We start from the raw sequence: 15,422 nt of genomic DNA, 5'->3' as shown, positions 1-15,422 counted from the left end.
AGCAGTGACGTTTAGAAGGTGAACTTTGCCGCAGCCTGGAAGACGCGAGGATCGGCGGCAGCATTAGCGTTGCCGAAGGTTCCCGAACTCAGGGTGAGCGTAAAGGGCGAGTTATTGAATGGGGTAGGACCGAAGTAGGGATGGTTGAACATATTGAATGCTTCGAAGCGGAGTTGGAAGTTGAGCCGCTCATGAACAGGGAAGACACGTGTCAGAGAGGCATCGACGTTGTAGTACTTCGGTCCCCGAACGGCATTGCGCTCCAGTGTTCCGAAGGTACCGGTGGCATTCTGAGTGAAGGCTGCCGGATTCAGATAGCCGCGAGAGGCAGGGGTAATCTTCGTTCCGCGATATGGGGATACTCCGGCCACTGGGTTCGGACGGTCAAGCCCTTGTCCAGAAAGAGAATTATCAACGCCGGAGGTCACATTGAATGGCGTGCCGCTCAGAATGCGAATAATTGGTGCAAGCTGCCAGTCATTCGCCAACGCCCCTGCAATGCCGTGAAGCGAAGCAAAGTGTGACGATGCCACGATCGAAGTATTGAAGATGTGACGTACATCGAAGCCGCAGGCGCCACGGTCGGCGCGCGGGTTGAAGGGATTCTGGTTGAAGACGCCTGCAACGTCACCGGGTGCGTCACCGGCGGAGAGGCAGTGCGACCAGGTGTAGTTGGTAAGAAGGCTGAAGTTATTGGACATGCGGTGCTGAATTGCAGCAATGACGCCGTGATAGCTGGAATCAAAGCCGTCGGAGATGAGTACAGCCGTCGGAGTAAAGTTTTGCCCCTGGGTCTGATTGATCAAAGACAGCACAGTGCGGTTGTTTTGATTGGCCGTGGAGGAGCAGGGCTTGCCTGCGCCAGGCAGGCCAGTGCTTGGGGTTAGTGTTCCGCATCCCGAGCTGCCATTTGAATTACCTTGAATATAGATCGCCGGGTTGAATGCGTGACCAAGCCAAAGGTGCGTGTTCTTGTTGCCTAGATAGCTGATGGAAGCCATCCAGCCATGGCCAAGATCCTGCTGCACGGAGGCCGTCCACTGATTCACGGTTGGTGTGTGAACATTCCGCTGCATCACGATGTAGAGCGTGCTGGTCGGAAAGATTGCGGTCTTATCCGGAGGAAAGACTCCTGGGAAGGGACTACCGCCGGGATATCCGGACCATGGATTCGCGAAGAGTGTATCGCCAGTCAGATCGATCTCGTCCGTATAGGGAGGATTCGAGGTGAGACGCTGTGACGTATACAGGTTCGGCGAATCGTACATGATGGCTCCGCCGGCGCGGAAGACAGTCTTGCCGGTGCCGGACAGATCATAGGCGAGTGAAACGCGGGGCGAGAAGTTGTTCCAGCGATTGTTGGTGAACTTCTTGGGTATTCCAGGATCTCCGTAGTAGAAGACACCGGCTGGCGCATTCGGAAAGACAATGCTGTGGGTGCCGGCCTGAAATGCCGCCATGTCAAAGACTGAGCCGCGTCCGAACTTATCGGTTTGATAGATCATCGGTTCCCAGCGCAGGCCCAGGCTGACGGTGAGCTTCGGCGTCATGTGATAGGTGTCTTGCCCGTAACCGCTGATGATGTTCTGACGATAGGTTGTCTGTTGCGCTCGGCTTTGACCGAAGGTGTTCATGTGCCCGGTGAGAAAGTCAATGATGGGTTCGCCGGAGCTGGTCTGGGCAGCGGGAAGAGGGTAGAACTTTCCTCCACTGACATTGCCGTTGAAGCTCCAGTTGCCATTCTGCAGATAACCTACGTTGGTGTTATCTCCTGTGCGGATGTATTCGCCGCCAAGCGCAAGCTGATGCCTTCCTTTGACCCAGTCGATGTCATCACCGAAGGTCTCGGTATTCACATTAAAGTATCCGGGAGAGCAAGTTCCACACCCGGCCGAGAAGAAGTTCGTGACGGACAGGCGTAGGTCCACCGGGACGTAGTTGTAGAAGTTCACACCAAGCGTGGTTGCGTTGATACCGCCGGATGTCGGTCCGCGATTGTTGCGCCGGCGTGAGTAGGTTCCATGGAAGCTATTGACCAGGTGCGGCGTCAGCGTGAGCGTGTCGCCCAGGGTGAATGACTGGACGCGCTGATCGTTGCCGGCGGTTGTCGTCAGCAGGATATTGGTGGGTGAATAGTAGTTTGGCTGCTTGTAGTTGGTCAGATAGTAGCGTCCGAAGATCTGGTGGTTGCTATTGAAGGTATAGTCCACGCGACCAATGTACTGGTCTTCCGTATAGTTCGCCGGCAGAGCGACATTGACCAGGCCGTCTGCTCCCCGCAGGCCGGATGGAAGATACTTCACCAGGTTGAGAGCCTGCTGATTCAGGCTGCTGGTCGGGATCTTCAGATAGTTTGTCGTGCCTGGAGTCGTGGAGATCGGGTTTTTAGTTGCCGGATCGTACAGGTATCCGCCATCCGCAATGGCACGACGGCAATTTCTGCTGCTCTGACTGGGTGAGGGCATCTGGCTGAAGTCACCGCTCAACATTGCGTCGGTCGGGATACAGGAGGTTGTTCCGGTGTTTACCTGGCGGTTGCGGGTTCCTTGGTAGCCAAAGAAGAAGAAGGCCTTGTCGGTAAGGATTCTTCCGCCGAAGGTGCCGCCGAACTGGTTACGCTTGAGCGTGTCTTTCGTGCCACCGGAAAAGAAGTTCGTGGAGTTGATGATGTTATTGCGGATGAACTCGAAGACCGACCCGTGCCACTGATTTGAGCCGGAGTTTGTAACGGCATTGACCAGGGCTCCCGGATGCAGGCCGTTGCGTGCTGGAAGCGAGTTGGATTCTACCGAGAATTCGCGTAGCGCATCGGGGAAGGGGAAAGGAAGATTTACGTTGGTGAAGTTGTCGGTGTGTCCGCCGCCATCGAGCAGAAAATTATTGTAGTTTCCCTGGGAGCCGGCCACCGAAATAACCACCGAAGTGATGTAGTTCTTGGAGCCCACCATGTCGCCGTTGTTTGCATTGACAGATCCTCCGGCAAGCAATATCAGAGAGGTTGGCTGGCGTCCATTCAAAGGCAATTCGGTGATGCGCTTCTGATCGATGACCTGTTTGTAAGTTGCCGATTCGGTTTCGACCGCAACTCCGGAAGCGGCTACTTCAACCGTCTCGGTCGATGTACCGACGCTGAGCGTGGGATTGATGGTGATGCTGCTTCCGACCTCGAGGACGAGGCCTGTCTGCGAGTAGCCCTTGAAGGAAGTTGCTGAGACGCTCAGGGTATAGGGTCCCGGCGGGATGTTGGGCAGCGAGTAACGACCCTCTGAGTCTGTAGTGGTGTTACGCGCGACTTTCGTGTCGTTGTTCGTGAGCGTGACACTAGCGCCGGAGATGGCGGCGCCTGTGGGATCGGTAATCGCTCCCTGTAGACTGGCGGTACCGCCGGTCTGTGCGGGGAGTGTGAGTGCAGTCACGAAGAGAAGAAGGAACGCAAAAACACGCGTTATCTTACGTCGTTGGCCAAAAGTCATACAAAGCTCCTTCGCGATATTCTGGTCAGACCAATTTGGGAGACATGATTGATCGCTGCCAAAATTCGGAGGGAACTATAGGGGGCTGAATGGACGAGGGTCAATGGAAATTTTGTCCCTCTATTGGATTTTTTCCTTTGATGAAACGCATAGAAAAGAAAGCTTTTCTAAATACTTGAATTTATCGGGGCAAAGCAGTCACCGGCGAGGAGTCGTACTGGATATGCGACGACCCTTCTCCGATTTGAAAAGGCATGACCAACGTTGTGTCAGGCGGCGATCTAAGGTCTAACCAAAGTTCGAGACCAGGAGAAAACACAACCTACTTCGTTCGAACTCCGCCCTTTATGCCGAGGCAGATTCGTAGGCTTGACGTGGAGCAGTCTGGACTCTACTATCACGATCATGATGCGTCGCACCAATCGGCGTTGTTGTTGCTCCCGCTAGGCCTCTTTGGCTTCCGGCAGGTTGAGCACGCGCGTTGGTTAGGCGGCACCTTTTCCTGACATTTTGAATTTTTATTTCTTGAGCGATGCCGTGCGCAACGCTGCCTGGAAGCATCACGCCGGCCGTTCCGGCCCTCTAACTTGTTTGTTGTTTGAGAGGAAAATCGTATGTCTTTTCTACAGAGTCGTACTCCGATGCGTTTCGTCATAGCAGCCGCCGTTTTGTCCCTTGGATCGTTGAGCGCTTTCGCAGCGCAGATATCACTGAAAGCTGATCTGGCAGGTTCCCATGAAGTGCCGGCCAAAGATGTCGCCGGTACAGGCACGCTGACAGCCACCCTGGATACGGACACAGGCGAGCTGAAATACCGTGTGACCTTCAAGGGCCTGACCGGACCGGTCACCGCAGCACACTTTCACGGACCGGCAGCCGAGGACGCCAATGCAAAGCCGCAGGTTCCCGTCAAGGTAAACCCGATTGAGAGTCCATTGGAAGGTACAGCGACGTTATCGCAGGAACAAGCGAAAGACCTGCTGGATGGTAAATGGTACTTTAATGTCCATACCGCTGCGAATCCAGGTGGCGAAATTCGCGGACAGGTCGTAAAGGAATAAACGGGCAAGCCGAGTAAGGAAGTAGCAGGCAAGGAGAGAACCGTGTACCGGTTACATCTGCTGCAGCAGGATCGATCGAGGCGTTCGTTTCTCAAGGGCGCAGTTGCTTCCGCGGTTGCGGGCTGCTCGTTGTCTGCGCTGGCGGTTCCGGCGAAGATGTCGTCTGCAGATACGCGCAACGATTTGTTGCACGGCGCCATGGAAGCCGCACGATGGATCCGTGCCGGAGAGATGAGGACATCGCAGGGGAAGTATTGGCTGCCCGAGCCGATTCATCCCAGCCGCGAGCTCTCTGCGGCGCAGAGCAGAAACATCCGCCGGGGAAGCGCGGGAATTCTCCTCTTCCTTCTTGAAATGTATACAGCTACCGGAGACGCCACTTACCTCGAAGACGCGGTAAGTGGCGCTCGCTTTCTCTCCGCTACCTGGCCACAGATGCTGCGGGCTCCGGAGGTGACTCCCGGAACGCGGCACTCGTTCTACGACGGCCTGTCCGGTGTAGGGTTTGCGCTGACGGAAACCTGGCGCATCAGCCAGGAGACATCGATTAAACACGCGGCAGAGGCCATCACCGCTTATCTGAGCGAGTCAGCCGTCCGCGACAGTGACGGTGTTAGCTGGTCAGAGACATCGAGCATCGCGGGCGACAGCAGTGTAATCCTCTATCTGCTGTATGCCGCGCAGACTCTGGATGACTCCGGCTACCGTCATGTAGCAGCACAAGGGGCCGACAGATTAGTCGCTTTGCAAGATTCGGGTAACGGCGTCCACCTGAGTGAACTTCCATCCCGCCGCATCCAGCAAACGGATGGAACGTATGTCCCCAACTTTGAGTACGGCGCCGCAGGCATTGCCTACACGCTGGCTCGGGCGTATGAGGATACCGAACAGGCTGACTATCTGCAGGCAGCACGCGAAGGCGCGCTTCGTATTGAACGCGTTGCCTGCCGGCAGAAGGAAGGCGTTCTGATTCCGTACTGTCTTCCTGCGCAGTCGACCACGTTTCAAATTGGCTTCAGCCAGGGAGCAGCCGGTACCGCGCGCCTGTTTTATCAGCTGCACAAAGTTACTGCCGATAACGCTTTCTTCCAGATGTCGGAGAAGCTGGCTGACGGCATTCTGAGCGCATTGCAGCGCCCATTGACGACGATGGCGCCGGAAGAGAATGTGCTTTGCCAGCACTCGGGCAAGGCCGGCGTAATAGAATTCCTTCTAGGTATGGGGAAGGTGACACGGGATACACGATACAAGGAAGCGGTGGATCGTATCGGGCGGCAGACTATCCAGATGATGGACTTCTACGGTCATCGCAGCCGTTGGTATGACAGCTACAGCCATGTTCCTGCGCCGTTCGACACGTGGGAAACGGGTTATTCATTTGGCGCCGCAGGAACCGGAAGCGCTCTATTGCATGCGGCTGTCGCGGGTTCCAGTGGTTGGCAGCCGATTTCGTGGCCAGACAATCCATTTCCGCTGAGTTCAAAGCTTTAGGGCGTGTTATCAGGCGATCAGCGCAAAGTGCGCTACACTAGCGCCACACGAGCGTTCGCTGGCCACCCTGGAAAACCTGTTTCTACGATCGGAGACGAGATGCATTCCTCGCGCCCTGACCCCGGTGTTTCTCGTAAACCCCTGCCTGTCCGCGTCGTGTTTGCAGCGTGTTTCGGTAACGCACTTGAGTTCTACAGTGTGACGGTCTACGCGTTCGTTGCGGTGACGCTATCTCCTATCTTCTTTCCTCACAACGATCCCGCCGTATCGATGCTGCTGACGTTTGGCATGTTTGGCATCTCTTATCTAGTCAGGCCAATTGGTGGAATTGTGATTGGAGCATATGGCGACCGCAAAGGGCGACGGGCGGCGCTCCTGTTGTCCCTGGAGATCACACTGGCCGGAACCGTGGTGATGATCGCTACACCGTCATACGCCACGATTGGTATCTGGGCCCCTTTGCTTGTGCTGGTTGCGCGTATTATGCAGGGCTTTGCCCTGGGTGGCGAACTGGGTACTGCTACCGCGTATCTAATGGAGCAGGGACCGGTTCACCGTAAACCTCTCTTCGCAAGCCTGCAGTTGGCCAGTCAAGGCCTGGGTGGCATTGTGGCCGCGACGGCGGGAGTGATCTTTACGAATCTTGCGCCGGTCCATCGGGCAAGCTGGGGATGGCGCGGCATGCTGGCTATGCCCCTGCTATTGGCTCCAATCGGCGTGTACATTCGCAAACGTCTGGATGAAAGCTACGAATTTCTAAGTGTGGAACGAGCGAAGGTCTCGACGGCCCGGTTGATGTATCACTACCGGTCTCTGATCTTGCTTTCAGCGGCAACCATCGCAGCGCTGACGGCGAATATCTACTTCCGCGTCTATTTGCCGGCGTTTGTCAGTCAAACTCTCGGCCTGCCTGAATGGTCGCCATTCGTTCTGATGTACATCACATCGATCATCAACATGATTGTGGTGCCGGTGGTTGCGCGTATTTCCACGCCGGAGAACAGCCGGAAGATCATGATCGTGGCGCTGCTGTTATTGACGATCGCGGTGTGGCCGGCCATCGTGCTGGTGACCCGCCAGCCATCGGTGACTCGCATGCTGGTGGGCTGCAGCATCCTGACGGTGCTGGGCGCTATCTATAGCGCACCGCAGAGTTATATTATCGCCAGAATCTTTCCCACGCAGGTTCGAAGCGTGGGTGTGGCGACCAGCTATAACGTAGCTGTGCTGGCATTCGGAGGGTTCGCGCCTGCAATCTACTCTGGGCTGGTCCAATTGACCGGTAATCCGCGATCTCCGGCGATCTATCTCCTGGGGGCGTGTGCCGTCAGTTTTGTCTCCCTCTTCTTCCTGCCGGATCAGACGATTGCGCCACCTGCTAAGCGGGCCGCATCTCCTGTTCGGCCCGCGTTGCTTCGACCGGTGCAGGCGGGAAGGGGATCAATGCAGCATTCTGAGTGCTGACCACGTCCTCGACTACTTCACGAAAGATCTCAAGGGCATGAGAAGCATTCCCTTTCTGCCAGACAAGCCCAAGCACCATGTTGTGGATGGCACGATCGAAGGGGATAACCCGGATTCCTGGGAAATTGGCACGGGCCATCGATCCCGCAGCCAGTCCCACACCTCTGCCGGCTGCAACCATGGCGTAGCGAATTCCGGTTTCCAGAGGGGCTTCGACGAGAGTGGCGGTCAGGCCATGTTGTTCCAGCAGTCCTGTCACGAATCCGCGATGCTTGTGGCAGTCTTTTGCAGATGCAATGAAGATCGGGCTTTTCGCAAACTCTTCGAGTGAAATGGAGCCGCGCTCCACTGCGGGATGTTGCTCAGGAAGTACCGCGGAGAGCTTCTCGGCGCGCAACGGAGTGAACTCCATACCGCGTAATTGCCAGTCAGGCGTCATCAGAAGTGCATCGACGGTTCCGTTGACTGCGGCCATCTTCATAGCCTCCGGCGACAGCATTAGAACCTCGAGATCGAGTCCGGTACCGCGCAGCCGAAGTTCGCGCAGCACATCTGGAAGGACGGTGTGCTGACCTACCGGACCGCAGGCGATTGTCAGGTGCTCACGGGGCTTCTCTTCCATATCGATCAGAGCTCGCCGTGCTTCTTCCAGGATCGCTTTCGCGTGGGCCTGCAGGCGCACGCCCTCCGGGGTTAGTTGCACACGGCGCTGCGTGCGATCAAACAAGCTGACGCCGAGCGAGGTTTCCAACGACTTGATCTGGAATGAGAGTGTAGGCTGCGCGATGTTCAGGGCACGCGCTGCTTTACCGAAATTCAGGTGTTCTGCCAGAACGAGATAATACTCCAACTGCCGGATGCGGAAGTCCATCCTACCCTCGTGACTTGCTTGTATTGGTTGGCCTGGAACTGGCTGCGTACGTGGAATTATCTGAAAAATCGCAGATTTCATTGGAGTCGTCAACCTATAATTCGCCGTTTGGAAAAAAACAGGTGCCGGAGGCCGGCACCTGATGACACGCCTTAGGGTGCGATTGTGCCCGATTTATTTCTTTTTGGTCGCAGGAGCGGGGGCGCCCTTGTAAATGACACCGTCTTTGACGACGACATCGACGCGCCCCAGAACGGAGATATCGGCAAGGGGATTGCCGTCAACGGCAATCACGTCCGCGAGCTTGCCGGGCTCCACAGTGCCTAGGTCACGAATCCCCATGACATTGCGGGCATTGACGCGAGTCGCATCGATGATGACCCGCATCGGCGACATGCCGTGGTCGACAAAGACCTTCATCTCACGCCAGAGGGCATCCTTATGAAAGTTGGCGGGTGTTCCGTTGTCGGTGCCCATGCTGACGACCTCTCCGCCGTCGATCCACTGCCGGATGGATTTGTCGCCGAAGAACTGTTCGCGGTCGACACGCTGGAAGTAACCGAGGGAGGCAAAGTTCTTGAAGGAGTCCATTACCTCGGAGTACAGCGGTTCCCCGAGCTCCTCCTTGAACTCCGGATCATCAAGACGCTCAGGGAAGTCGATCGTGTCCGGATAGAGCCAGGCCCGGTGATAGACGGTCGGGACCACAGGACGGCCCGAACGGGCAAGGTCGTACTGCAGTTGCTTGGAATACTCCGGCAGGCCCGCCGAACCGACATGCTGTAATACGTCCACACCGGCATCGAAGGCATTGCGAACAGACTCCTCGTCATAGATATGCGCATGCACCTTAATGTTGTGCTTGTGTGCTGCCTGTACGATGGCGAAGTAATCTTCACGGGTAAGGCCGGAATGCGCCTTGATGACATCAACACCGGCGTTTGCAAGCCGTTCCACCTCTGACGCAGCCATCTCCGGGCTTTTCACGTCGATCTGATAGTTTGCAGGGAAGATGGCAACATGCCTTGTTAGCCACGGGCCGCTCACCTGAAGGCGTGGTCCGGGCATTCCCTTATTGATGCGTGTGCGGAGGTCCAGCACCTCCTGCAATGGCGAGCCGAGATCGACGCCACTGGTGACACCCGCCATCAGCAGCTGCTTTGCGGAGATATCCATGATGCGGCTGAGCGGATACTCCTGCTTGTGATCGTCGAGCCACTTGAAGTAGCGAGGATAGTCGCCGTGACCCACGAGTACCACGTGTACATGTGTGTCGATCAGGCCGGGAAGCATCGTCTTATTGGACGTGTCGATTACCGTTGCATCCGCAGGGATTTTTACCTGGTCCATGGGGCCTACAGCGACGATGCGATTTCCTTCAATCAGAACCGCGGCGTGATGGAGAGGCTGTTCCTCACGTCCTGTAATGAGCATGCCACCGACCAGCGCCACTTTCTTTGGGGCCTGGGCGAGCACGGCGGATGCACCTAGTGCGAGTACCGCAACGGTGATGGCCAGTCTGCTAAATATCAAATGCATCGGTCACTCCTTCATCGGATGTTGGCTAAAGCGTGAAAACCATCAGACTCGCGCTGTCTCCGGAGCCAACCGCAATGGCGATGTATTGTTTGCCGCCAATCATGTAGGTCATCGGCGTACCCCCGGTGCGAACCTTCGTGCCGAAGGTCCAAAGATCTTTCCCATCCACAACGTCAAGGGCGTGGAAAGCGGCATCGCCACCGCCGACGAAGAGCAAACCGGTCTTTGTGACAATCGCCCCCATCGTTCCCACGGCGCCGAGCTTGTCTGGAAGTTTCAGGCCCTTCAGTGCCGGATTGGCTCGCATCTCGGCATCATCTCCAAAGGGGACCTGCCACACTTTCTTGCCGGTATTCATATTGATCGCAGTGACCAGACCGTACGGCCCTTTCACAATCGGCAGGCCATCGTGAAACAGACCGTTTGTCCGGCCCTCGGTGACATAGTCGGAGTCAACCTCTTTGGCGCGCGGTCCAGTGTGATCGAAGATGCCCAGTTTGGCCACCGCGGCCATGTTGTTGACCTTGATGTACAGCATGCCGGTTTGCGGATCGAAGGCTGCGCCACCCCAGTTGGCTCCACCAAGAATGCCGGGGCGCATCATGCTTCCCTGATACGAGGGAGGAGTGAACAGAGGGCCCAGCTTCAAAGTCTTCAGGCGCTCGATAGCTTCGGCGTGCAGCTCCGGACTGAGATCAAACGCATCGTCAAGGGAAACTCCCTGAGGCGCGATTGGCTCAGGAAGCGTAGGAATTGGCTGGGTTGGCCAGGATTCTTCTCCCTTGATGGTCGACTGCTCAACGGGGGTCTCCACAATCGGCCATACCGGTTTTCCGGTGACGCGGTCAAAGGTGTAGAGATAACCCTGCTTGGTGGGTTGAGTCACGGCATTAATGGTTTTGCCGGCCATCTTGATGGTGATCAGACTTGGCGGAGAGGGCGGGTCATAGTCCCACAGGCCGTGATGGACAAGCTGATAGTGCCACTTGCGTTTGCCGGTGGCGGCATCCAGGCATACGAGTGAGTCCGCAAACAAGCCCATACCCTTTCTGCGAGCGCCATAGAAATCGTTGCTTGGCGTGCTGACAGGCATGTAGAGAAGACCACGCTTCTCATCGAGCGTCATTGGGGCCCACACGTTGGTGTGTCCGGTGTATTCGTTGGAGTTTTCTTTCCAGGTGTCGGCGCCGTATTCGCCGGTCCACGGCACAGTGTGGAACGACCAGATCTGTTTCCCGGTGATAGCGTCGTACGCGCGCACGTCACCCGGAGGATCCTGCTTGTACATCAAGCGATCGCCAACGCCATTGCCGACGATGACCAGATTCTTATAGACCACCGGTGGAGAAGTGTTGGTATAACGCTTGGGATCAACCTGCCAGCGCAGGCCTTCGAGCAGATTAACCTTGCCGTCTTTGCCGAAGGTGGGAATCAACTTGCCGGTCGCAGCGTTAAGCGCCAGCAGCGTTGAGCGCGTATTCAGATAAACGGTATACGTTCCTGTAGCTGAGTCCTTGCGCAGCGCGATGCCGCGATGGACGAATCCTGTTCCATTGGGGGGCTGGCCGTCCTTGTAGGCCTCAGGGTCGTAACTCCACTTTTCCTTCCCTGTAACTGGATCCAGGGCTACGACCCGGTTGTACGGTGTCACCAGATACATGGTTCCATCCACGACGAGTGGAGTGGCTTCGAAGACACCAGGTTTCGTAGCGAATTCCTTGAGGTCTTTCTCGTCTGTCTTCCACTCCCATGCAAGTTTCAGCTGGCTGACGTTCTGTTTGGTGACCTGGGTCAGGGCGGAAAACTTCATGCCTCCCTGATCTCCGCCGTAGTAGGGCCAGTTCACGTTCTGAGCGCCGGCAAATACGGAGGCGAGAATCAGCCCGGCTGTTGTGGCGATTCTCCTGGCATCGATGGAACACATGTGCGTCGTTCTCTCCTCGTGGGCGATACCCACGGTTACTGGTCTTCAAGACGGTGACAGTAAGTGTGCGTACAAAGAGTACTCAGGTGCGCGAGGAGTCTTCGCATCACAGATGGGAAACGTGCGTGTGTGCAAACCATAAATAGAACGGCTCGGCTCGTCTAATCGAAATTTTTGTAAGGACTATAGCCATGCTTGATTAGTGGATCGACATATCAACAAAATATGACTATGGATCGGAAAAAACTTTCGATTAGACCTTCACCGCAATCGGGGTTACGATCCAGTCATCCATGAAACAAGAGTCGGCAGTCGAAGGCGCGGTCCCCATGTTTCTGTGTCTCTGTTGCTCGTAAGACGAAGCGCAGCATCCTCTTTCGCTGTGGCAGCTCGAATCATTCCAAGTTGATCTATCTGGCAACCGAGCCTGAAGTGCTGCTGTTCGCATCACGTCGTTGCAGTGTCAGTTAGTGCGATTTGACGCTCGCCGTATCCCTCGGCGCCGTTCAGCCAGGCCATGTCCAAAACACAGGGACCGGAGTAGATGCTCCGAGGGGTCCCAATTTTTGCTCATTCAGGAGGTCCCATGCCGCAATTGCTCCGGTTTTCCCCAGGTTTGCTGCGACACCAAGTCGCTCGCACAATGGTCATATTCATGATTTGCATCGCAGGAGCTATCTGCGGCCACGCGCAGGTGGGAGCAAATCTCTCCGGCAGCGTAAAAGATACGACGGGCGCCGTGATCGCTGGAGCTTCGGTTACGATCACGAATCTCGCTACGGGCGAGGCGCGCATTCTGGAGAGTGGATCGCAGGGAGAGTACCGGGCCGTGAATCTGCCACCGGCGCAGTACAGCATCGCCGTTCAGGCAAAGGGATTCGGCAATAGCAAAAAGACCGTTGAGCTGCTAGTCGGGTCCGAACTTACCGCTGACATGGAGTTGGGAACAGCGGGTACTTCCGAAGTTGTATCGGTGGAGGCCGGCGGCGCAGACACGTTGATCGAAACGACAAAATCACAGCCGTCCGCTGTCGTCGACAACCGTCAGCTCGCAGTGCTTCCCGTCCTCAATCGAAGTTTCCTCGCGGTGGCACAGACCATGCCCGGGGTTGCTCCGATCGGCGCCATGAGCATCACGCAGAAGTTTGCTGTATCAAAGTTTGGCGGAAATGCCGATCAGCGCAATGGCTATACCACCATCATTGACGGTACACCCCTCGACGACTCAACCTGGGGAACGCCGATCATCAACATCTCTCAGGACGCGATTCAGGAATTCAAGGTTTATCAGCATCAGTTTGATGCCCAGTACGGTCACGCACTGAACGCTGTTGTGAATGTTGTCACGCTGTCAGGCGGTAGCAAATACAACGGAACGATGTATTATTTCGGCCGTAATGCCAATCTGAACGCAACCAACGCGATGGCTACGACCAAGCCTCCGTACACCCTGTTGCGCACTGGAGCGACGACGGGCGGTCCGGTCCCGAAGCTCAGCGGAACGCACTTCTTCGGCAGCTTTGAGTACCTTCGTATCGGTTCCGCCCAGATTACGGCTTTGCCTGGCTCCAATTCATTTGCGGCGCAGCAGAATGGGAACTTTCCTTTCACCCAGTGGGAGAGCATTGGCGATACAAAGGTCGATCACACCTTCAGTGCAAGCCACTCAGCATACGCACGATATGCCTATGACCACCAGTACCTTCCGAGCGGAGGTCCGGTAAACTCGGCAAACAATACAACGGACAACAGCATCGCTCACAGCCTGGTCTTTGAAGACGACTACGTTATCAGCCCGAAGATCGTAAACACGGCGCGGTACTACTATCTGTCGCACAACCTCTTCACAACTCCGTCGAACTACGACACAGAGGTCGTGCGCCCAAGCTATTCCTTTGGCCAGAATCCGACACTCCCGCAGTACTTTCCACGTACGAATCACACGATCGGCGACACACTTTTTCTCTCCGGAGCGAAGAACGATATCAAGATAGGGGGTGAAGCAACCAAGGTCTACAGCACCTATCAGTCCCACTACTATGAGCACGGCCAGTTCACCTTCACCACAGATGCTCCATTTGACATCAACAACTCGGCGACCTGGCCAACCCTATTTGTTCAGCAATCAAACGGGAACTATTACTACCGCCAACTGCAGTATTCGGCATTCATTCAGGACGATTTCAAGGCCACACCTCGCCTGACGCTCAATCTCGGATTTCGGTACGACTTCAATACAAACCTGAGAAACAATAAGTTCTATACCGGCCTGCTGAACAATTCATTCTTCGCCGGTATCAACAGCTTCATCAGCTCCGATCGCGGGAGTGACTTTGTCGGTGGCATGCAGCCACGCTTCGGTTTCGCGTACAACGTGGATGGGCGGGGCAAGTTGATCGTCAAAGGTGGCTTCGGGATCTATCAGACCCGTATGCGGCCTTACTGGGGGTTGCAGGACCAGACGCAGACGCTCGGCGCTGCCGTCAATATTACAGACCCGAACCAGTTGAAGAACTACCCGAACATTCCTGCGGTCCTGAATGGAAAGTCACTGGATGACTATGTGAACACTGGTGGCGCACGCGCAGCGAATACGCTCGCAAATAATTTTGCGCTGCCATACACCATGAGCTACACCGTCGGTGTCGGTTGGCAGATCGATAACAAGTCATCGCTCAACGTGACGTTTGTTCATGACCGTACGGCACGTGAGATTGCAACTCACGATCTCAACCTGCCGGCAACAGGGGTGATCAAGCTTCCAAATACATCGACGACACTGCCGTCGGGAACGAGCCTGGCATCACGGCCGGTATCGAGGTTTAGCCAGTTCGGTTCGGTCTTCAACGATGGCTCATCTCGTTACGATGCTTTGGAGCTGCAGTACCGTACACGTCCAAAGTACTTGGAAACACTCGTGGTTTCGTATGCATACTCTCGCTCGATGATCAATTCCACGACCTACTATTCGCAGTACGTCGGAACGCAGCGTACGCCACAGAACTACTCCTATAACCCGACGGATACTCCCAACAACCTCAGTATCTCGGCGGCGTCGAAGGAGTTTTTTCATGGATTTAAAATGAGCACGATCTTCCGCGGCCTTTCGGGAAGCCCTTATGCGACCTCCGCGGGATATGACCTTGATGGCGACGGACAGGCCACAAACGACAGACCCCGCGGATTGTCGCAGTACGTGGGACGAGGGGACATCGACGGCCAGTTGGGCATCATCAACGCCTATCGCACCAGACCCTGCGCGTTTCTGTACTACGCTACGGCTACCTGCTCTCTGGCCGGAGCCACGCGGACCATTGCTCGTTCCGACCTTGTACCGGATGCGACGTTAACTTGGGACGCTCGTATTACCAAGGTGTTTCACCTTGGTGACCGCATGGTTCTGGAAGGTTTCTTCGAGGGCTTCAATCTGGCAAACCATCCAACCCGTTACTCGCCAAACTCCTCTATGAATTCCAGCTCGTACATGATTCCAACAGCCGCACTCGATCCGCGGCAGTTACAGTGGGGTACTCGGTTCCGATATTAGGGATAGAAATACCAAAAGGGCCGCTCTTCGGAGCGGCCCCTTTACCGTCCTA

General features: G+C 55.8%; 8 protein-coding genes. 4 read left to right on the top strand and 4 right to left on the bottom strand.

Features of this window, described 5'->3' with window-relative positions; all coding sequences use genetic code 11:
* Positions 1–11 precede the first annotated feature (11 nt).
* A complete protein-coding gene (locus FTW19_RS16385) occupies positions 12–3,473 on the bottom strand; it encodes a TonB-dependent receptor (protein WP_147648629.1) in 3,462 nt (1,153 codons plus the stop codon).
* Positions 3,474–4,087: 614 nt separating this feature from the next.
* Here FTW19_RS16385 and FTW19_RS16380 point away from each other — a divergent pair.
* The 3 genes from FTW19_RS16380 to FTW19_RS16370 all read left to right on the top strand — a co-directional run bounded on the left by FTW19_RS16380 (position 4,088) and on the right by FTW19_RS16370 (position 7,489).
* Entirely contained in the window at positions 4,088–4,534 is a 447-nt protein-coding gene (locus FTW19_RS16380) for a CHRD domain-containing protein (protein ID WP_246153345.1), read from the top strand.
* A gap of 42 nt (positions 4,535–4,576) precedes the next feature.
* Positions 4,577–6,025 carry a lanthionine synthetase LanC family protein gene (locus FTW19_RS16375; protein WP_147648628.1) on the top strand — a complete coding sequence of 483 codons (1,449 nt, stop codon included), beginning with the start codon at positions 4,577–4,579 and terminating at the stop codon, positions 6,023–6,025.
* A gap of 99 nt (positions 6,026–6,124) precedes the next feature.
* Positions 6,125–7,489, top strand: coding sequence for an MFS transporter (locus FTW19_RS16370; RefSeq protein WP_147648627.1), 1,365 nt, complete (start codon positions 6,125–6,127; stop codon positions 7,487–7,489).
* Here the strand turns inward: FTW19_RS16370 and FTW19_RS16365 are convergent.
* The 3 genes from FTW19_RS16365 to FTW19_RS16355 all read right to left on the bottom strand — a co-directional run bounded on the left by FTW19_RS16365 (position 7,404) and on the right by FTW19_RS16355 (position 11,823).
* Positions 7,404–8,360, bottom strand: a complete 957-nt coding sequence (locus FTW19_RS16365) for a LysR family transcriptional regulator (protein ID WP_187143008.1) — start codon at positions 8,358–8,360, stop codon at positions 7,404–7,406. The two genes, FTW19_RS16370 and FTW19_RS16365, sit on opposite strands and share 86 nt — an antisense overlap.
* 174 nt (positions 8,361–8,534) lie before the next feature.
* On the bottom strand, positions 8,535–9,899 hold the full coding sequence (locus tag FTW19_RS16360) for an amidohydrolase family protein (protein WP_147648625.1): 1,365 nt from the start codon (positions 9,897–9,899) through the stop codon (positions 8,535–8,537).
* A 25-nt stretch (positions 9,900–9,924) separates the two neighbouring features.
* The gene (locus FTW19_RS16355; RefSeq protein WP_147648624.1) at positions 9,925–11,823 is read right to left on the bottom strand and encodes a pyrroloquinoline quinone-dependent dehydrogenase; all 1,899 of its coding nucleotides are present in this window, start codon (positions 11,821–11,823) and stop codon (positions 9,925–9,927) included.
* 655 nt (positions 11,824–12,478) lie between these two features.
* On the opposite strand from FTW19_RS16355, the gene FTW19_RS16350 reads away from it, so the two are divergent.
* On the top strand, positions 12,479–15,370 hold the full coding sequence (locus FTW19_RS16350; protein WP_187143007.1) for a TonB-dependent receptor: 2,892 nt from the start codon (positions 12,479–12,481) through the stop codon (positions 15,368–15,370).
* The last annotated feature ends 52 nt before the right edge of the window (positions 15,371–15,422 follow it).

Origin of the sequence: Terriglobus albidus (assembly GCF_008000815.1) — a bacterium.
GTDB classification, from domain to species: domain Bacteria; phylum Acidobacteriota; class Terriglobia; order Terriglobales; family Acidobacteriaceae; genus Terriglobus; species Terriglobus albidus_A.
This window is presented reverse-complemented; position numbering and strand designations above follow the sequence as displayed.